Genomic DNA, 5,887 nt, shown 5'->3' on the forward strand with positions numbered 1-5,887 from the left:
TTCAGCCTTTAAGTGACAGTAATCTGCTGTCAGGCTGGATTAGTTATGTACGGGCTGACTCCCGTGATTCACTAATCAACGAATCGCACTATTTCATATCTTGCATTTGCTGATTGGTCGGACGCTCCAACTCCAAATCGTCCCAAGAAACTGGATCTTCTACAGGTTCCAAGTGAGTTGTAACGTGGGTTGAAGGCAGTACCCGAAGAATAGCAAGCTCAATTATCTCGCACAAATCATGCCCTTGTTGCACTGTCCAAGATCCAGGCACAAGAACATGAAAGGAAACAAAGCGGCGGGTTCCAGCAGTGCGGGTTCGCAAGGCATGGAACTGAATGTCCTGATGTTTGTACTCGTTAAGGATGCTCTTGATTGCGTCAATTTCTTTTTTAGGCAAAGCTGCATCCAGTAACGCGCTACTGGTTTCCCGCAGCAAACGAAATCCTGTCCAAGTAATATTTGCTGCTACTATCAGTGCGACAATTGGATCAAGCACGAGAGCGCCTGTTACCTTGACGAGGATGATTCCAACTACCACACCACCCGAAGTCACCACATCGGTAAACAGGTGGTGAGCATCAGCCCTCAGTGTAATAGAACGCAACCGTCGCCCTGCCCGTAGCAAGATAAAGGCAACAACGCCGTTGATTGCGGTTGCAAATAGGGAGAGTGCCAACCCCAATCCAAGCTGTGTTAATGGTTCTGGATGCAACAACCGTCCCCAAGCTTCAACAGCAATGCTAATGGATGCCACTATAATCAACGCACCTTCTGCACCACTGGAGAAGTATTCGGCTTTAGAATGCCCAAAGGCGTGTTCGGCATCGGCTGGTTTATCAGCATAGGTCAATGCCCATACAGCGACCAATGCAGCTACGAGATTTACAATTGACTCAATAGCATCTGAAAGCAAACCTACTGACCCGGTTAGCAGGTAAGCGCCAAACTTTAGGGCAATAGTGACGATTGCCGCTGCAATCGACAAGAAAGCGTAGGAGCGGGCTGATCGACTACTCATCTCGGTCACGGACGTAACTACAGTGATTCCGAGCTAAGAGTACCAAATTCTACTTTAGTCGTCATCAACCCTGAGACTTCTACTGATTCGCAAACTAGAGGATATCATTGCCGCATATGAACTTGTTGCTCATACTGGTAATGTAGCGATCGCCAATCGTGTGATTGAGCTTTCATCGTTTCGGCGATGCCTACGGCTGGCTACGCCGGAGCAAATCTATCTACAGCAGCTTGTCTAATGTAATTGGCAAATCACGGACGCGCTTACCTGTGGCATGATAGACAGCGTTAGCGATCGCCGCCGCACTTCCAGTAATGCCAATTTCACCGATTCCCTTAACACCAAGCGGGTTAATATGTGGATCGTGTTCATCAACGAACAGCACCTGAATATCAGGAACGTCTGCATTCACTGGTACGTGATACTCAGCTAAATCATGGTTGACAACGCGCCCCCAATGAGGGTCTGTTACTGTGTGTTCCATTAACGCCATGCCAATACCATAGATAATCCCACCGATCAGTTGACTGTTGGCTGTTTTCCCATTGAGTATGCGTCCGACGCCAAAAGTTCCCACCCAGCGCGTTACTCGCACTTCACCTAAATCAGGTTCAACGCGTACTTCGGCAAACTGCGCTCCAAATGCGTGCATTGAGAACTTCTTTTGTTCCTCTCCGGGCTTGGCATCTGCACGCGCTTCGATCATTTTCATTCCATGCCTTGCCAAGATTGCCTCATAAGTTTCGGTTGCTGACGCTTTATTTTTTAAGAAAAAGCTGCCATCTTCGGCAATCACATCTTCAGCCTTTGAACTATAAAGCGGTGATTTTTGATCGGCAAGCGCTAATTGCAAAAGCTGACTGCGAGCTTGATTTCCCGCTAAATGCACTGCCGAACTCACACTAGCGGCGGTTTGCGAACCACCGGAAACGGGGGTTTCTGGCATCTTCGTATCGCCTAGTTCAAAGCGGACTTTGTTAACTGGTAGACCGAGTGCCTCAGCTGCGACTTGAGTCATCACAGTATAAGTTCCCGTACCAATATCTTGCGAACCGCTCCGCACTACGGCTGTACCGTCTGCCATAATTTGAGCGATCGCAGCTGCTGGGGAACGGTTGGTAGGATAAGTAGCTGTCGCCATACCCCAACCGATCAAATAGTTACCGTCTCGCATCGAACGGGGCTGAGGATTGCGCTTCTGCCAGCCAAACTTTTCTGCCCCTAATTTGTAGCATTGGATGAGTGACTTGCTTGACCAGGGCAGTCCTTTGCTGGGATCGACATCAGCATGGTTACGCAGACGCAGTTCCACGGGATCGATATTCAGCGCATAAGCCAGTTCGTCCATTGCCGATTCTAAGGCGAACGATCCAGAAGCTTCTCCAGGTGCCCGCATAAAGGTTGGTGTTCCTTCATCGAGTTGAACCAGACGGTGGCTGGTTTCGATATTCGGGCAAGCGTAGAGCATCCGGGCGCTTTTACCAACAGGTTCGATAAATTCATCGAAAGTTGAAGTTTGGGAAGTCCCAGCGTGTCGCAGAGCGGTCAATTTGCCTTCGCGGGTTGCACCGAGAGAAACCTGTTGAATTGTCTCTGGTCGGAAGCCGACAGGCCCATACATCTGTATGCGTCCCAGAACTAATTTCACTGGGCGATTAACTTGGCGGGCTGCGATCGCCGCTAGAGGCACATGCGACCAAACCGACCCTTTGCAACCGAAGCCACCGCCAACAAAGTAAGACATAATGCGGACTTTCTCTGGCTCAATTCCTAATACCGCCGCAACTTTTTGTTGAGCCGAAAAGATTCCCTGAGTTGCGTCATACAGCAGCAGTTCATCGCCTTGCCAAACTGCTGTTGTGGCATGAGGCTCCATTGGATTGTGATTTTCGATCGGTGTAGTATAAGTTTGCTCGACGCGGACAGCAGCCGCAGCTAGTCCCTGGTTGACATTGCCGTGAGCTAAATCAGGCGGCTCATTTTTAGGGATTTTACCTTTAGGCAAGTATGCCTTAGCGAGGTTGTCTCGCATATTGATGGTCGGTTTCTCTTCGTCATAGCGAACTTGCACCAGAGAAGCAGCGTACATAGCTCGTTCAAAGGTATCGGCAACCACAACACCAATGTGCTGACCGCTATAAAGCACAGCGTTATCTTGCAGCACTTGCAGCTTATTACCGTTGCCCTTTTCGCCAGATGCCTTGGGTGCGTTGAGGTGGGTAATAACTGCTATCACACCCGGTACTTGTTCCGCCGCCTTTGTATCGATTTGGGCGATCTTACCTTTGGCGATCGTGCTTTGAATCGTGACTCCATAAGTCATTTTTGCTATCGGAAACTCTGCCGAATAGCGTGCGCCACCCGTTACTTTGAGATGTCCATCGACTCGATTTAGCGGTTTGCCGACAACTGTATTTGTATCGCCTGTATTCATGCCATTCCTCCCACTGTCGTCAGCGCCTTAACAATTGTGCGTTTAGTCAGTTCCACCTTAAAGCCGTTGTATTTTTGAGGTTTAGCTCCAGCGATCGCAACTGACGCTGCTGCTTGAAATGTTGCCTGATTTGCGGGTTTGTTCAAAAGTGCTTTTTCAGCTTCGTAGGCACGCCAGGGCTTTGTTCCCACACCACCAAGAGCAATGCGTGCCGAGCGAATAATCCCATTTTGAATATCCAGCGCCGCCGCAGCCGATGTCATTGCAAAGGCATAGGAGGCGCGATCGCGGACTTTTAAATAGTGCGATCGCTTCGCAAAGTTTGAAGCCGGTATGTCAACGGCAACTATTAACTCTCCGTGTTGTAAAACTGTCTCCCGTTCTGGTGTATCGCCAGGTAGAAGATGAAAATCGGCGAGGGGAATACTGCGCTCTCCATTCGGCCCGCGTGTTTGCACAACTGCATCCAGTGCGATCATTGCCACAGCCATATCGGAGGGATGGGTGGCAATACAGCGATCGCTTCCGCCGAAAATCGCGTGAATCCGGTTGTAACCCTCGATTGCCGGACAACCTGAACCGGGAACGCGCTTATTGCAGGGAAAAGCTGTGTCGCGGAAGTAGTAACAACGGGTACGTTGCAGCAAATTTCCGCCTACTGTCGCCATGTTTCGCAGTTGCGGTGATGCCCCAGACAGCAACGCCTCCGACAGCACCGGATAACGCTCCCGAATTATCGCATCATAGGCAACATCGCTATTACGTGCCATTGCCCCAATCCGTACACCGTTACCTTGGATTTCTATCTTGGTTAGCGGTAGTGGGTTAATATCAACCAACTCTCTTGGGGTCTGTACATTCAGCTTCATCAAATCAATTAAGCTTGTACCCCCTGCCAAGTAAGCAGCTTGCACCTCTGGGGCGACCAACGCCACGGCATTCTCTGCTTGTCCTGCTTTCTTATAACTAAACGGCTGCATCTTTTTTCCCCTCTAAGACATCGCGGACAGCAGCCACGATATTTGGATAAGCACCACAACGGCAGATATTGCCGCTCATCAGTTCCCGAATGTCAGCATCGGATTTAGCGTGTCCTTCGTTGACTAAACCCACCGCCGAACAAATCTGTCCCGGTGTGCAATAGCCGCACTGAAACGCATCGTGGGCAACAAACGCGGCTTGCATCGGGTGCAAATTGTTTCCTTGCTCCAGCCCTTCAATAGTTGCGATCGCGGCGTCAGTGTGCATAATCGCAAATGTCAGGCAGGAATTAATCCGTTGCCCATCAACCAGCACCGTGCAAGCACCGCACTGACCGTGATCACAACCTTTTTTAGTACCAATTAGCCCGATGTATTCCCGAAGTGCATCAAGTAACGTAACACGCGGTTCAATCTGCAAAGTATGTGCTGTTCCGTTCACTTGCAGCGTTACCTTCATCGTCTCAGGTGTCGAAGTTGTCAGCATTGGAGTAGTTTTTTTGACTTGAGTTTGTGCTACAGCTTTCCCTACAAAATTAGCGATCGTAGCTGCTACTGTGCTGACGACCATCAATTGACCCAACCTGCGGCGTCTTAGGACAAACCTCATTTGTTTACTCCATTCTGTTTTTGTTGGTAATAATATTGAGTAATTCTCTTGACTTCAATTCTTTATAGAAAACCACTTTTTATTAGAAGCATTTTTCTCAAAATGACATTGTTAATAGAATACAATTTCATCTTGTGATCGTCTCTCTATCAGAAGATTTATGTCATAAGTCTCATCTATAGCAGTCTGCTTTGATTTTTGAAATTATTTGCATAGACAGGGAGTAGGGAGTAGGGAGTAGGGAGTGGAGAAGAAGCCTTTTCGGGGTGTACTGGTTTTTTTCAAAAATCAAATACGAGTCCTATATAGTCATCTATAATTATTTAGATAAAATCTAAAATTGGCACGGTGAAAGGAAAAGAAAAGCGATCGCCCCAGCCTTGAAGCTAGGGCGAAAAGACAAATCACCGGAATGTGCCGCCCTTTGTAGAGGAAAGGGGAGCAATGCCGACGCTGATCAAAAGCAGAACTAGAAAAAAGACTCCAGCACTCAGATGGATCAACGGTTAACAGTAGTCATGTCAGGGTAGCGATCGCCTGCTGCTATATCTTTTGGTGCAACTGCTTCAAGTCGATTCAACTCTTGTTCAGTCAGGGTGATTTCGGTAGCTGCAATATTCTCCTCCAAGTAAGTACGGCGTTTTGTACCAGGAATTGGCACAATATCTTCTCCTTGAGCCAAAAGCCATGCTAGTGCAAGCTGACTAGAAGTTACTCCTTTTTCGGTGGCAATTGCCTTGACTTGCTCTACTAAGCTGTTCCACATTTAAGTCGCATAAAATAGCAACAAGATAAACCAAGGGTGTGTGCATCATGCCAGTAAAAAGATTCCTGAAAGCGGAACA

5 protein-coding genes are annotated in these 5,887 nt (G+C 48.3%); all 5 read right to left on the reverse strand.

Annotation, left to right across the window (positions count from 1 at the left end; translation table 11 throughout):
- Positions 1-88 precede the first annotated feature (88 nt).
- A complete protein-coding gene (locus V7L05_RS11465; protein ID WP_335164271.1) occupies positions 89-1,018 on the reverse strand; it encodes a cation diffusion facilitator family transporter in 930 nt (309 codons plus the stop codon).
- Positions 1,019-1,238: 220 nt separating this feature from the next.
- Entirely contained in the window at positions 1,239-3,452 is a 2,214-nt protein-coding gene (locus V7L05_RS11470) for a xanthine dehydrogenase family protein molybdopterin-binding subunit (RefSeq protein WP_335164272.1), read from the reverse strand.
- Positions 3,449-4,432 carry an FAD binding domain-containing protein gene (locus V7L05_RS11475; protein WP_335164273.1) on the reverse strand — a complete coding sequence of 328 codons (984 nt, stop codon included), beginning with the start codon at positions 4,430-4,432 and terminating at the stop codon, positions 3,449-3,451. The genes V7L05_RS11470 and V7L05_RS11475 overlap by 4 nt, the downstream gene beginning before the upstream one ends.
- Positions 4,419-5,042, reverse strand: a complete 624-nt coding sequence (locus V7L05_RS11480; RefSeq protein WP_335164274.1) for a (2Fe-2S)-binding protein — start codon at positions 5,040-5,042, stop codon at positions 4,419-4,421. Before V7L05_RS11480 ends, V7L05_RS11475 begins: the two co-directional genes overlap by 14 nt.
- A 499-nt stretch (positions 5,043-5,541) precedes the next feature.
- Positions 5,542-5,808, reverse strand: coding sequence for an aldo/keto reductase (locus V7L05_RS11485; RefSeq protein ID WP_335164275.1), 267 nt, complete (start codon positions 5,806-5,808; stop codon positions 5,542-5,544).
- Between the last annotated feature and the right edge of the window lie 79 nt (positions 5,809-5,887).

The organism is Nostoc sp., from assembly GCF_036917755.1.
Lineage (GTDB): Bacteria > Cyanobacteriota > Cyanobacteriia > Cyanobacteriales > Nostocaceae > Nostoc.

Bases quoted from the DNA above. Each gene is read 5' to 3' on its own strand.
- V7L05_RS11465 (WP_335164271.1), bottom strand. From the start codon at position 1,018: ATGAGTAGTCGATCAGCCCGCTCCTACGCTTTCTTGTCGATTGCAGCG.
- V7L05_RS11470 (WP_335164272.1), bottom strand. From the start codon at position 3,452: ATGAATACAGGCGATACAAATACAGTTGTCGGCAAACCGCTAAATCGA.
- V7L05_RS11475 (WP_335164273.1), bottom strand. From the start codon at position 4,432: ATGCAGCCGTTTAGTTATAAGAAAGCAGGACAAGCAGAGAATGCCGTG.
- V7L05_RS11480 (WP_335164274.1), bottom strand. From the start codon at position 5,042: ATGAGGTTTGTCCTAAGACGCCGCAGGTTGGGTCAATTGATGGTCGTC.
- V7L05_RS11485 (WP_335164275.1), bottom strand. From the start codon at position 5,808: ATGTGGAACAGCTTAGTAGAGCAAGTCAAGGCAATTGCCACCGAAAAA.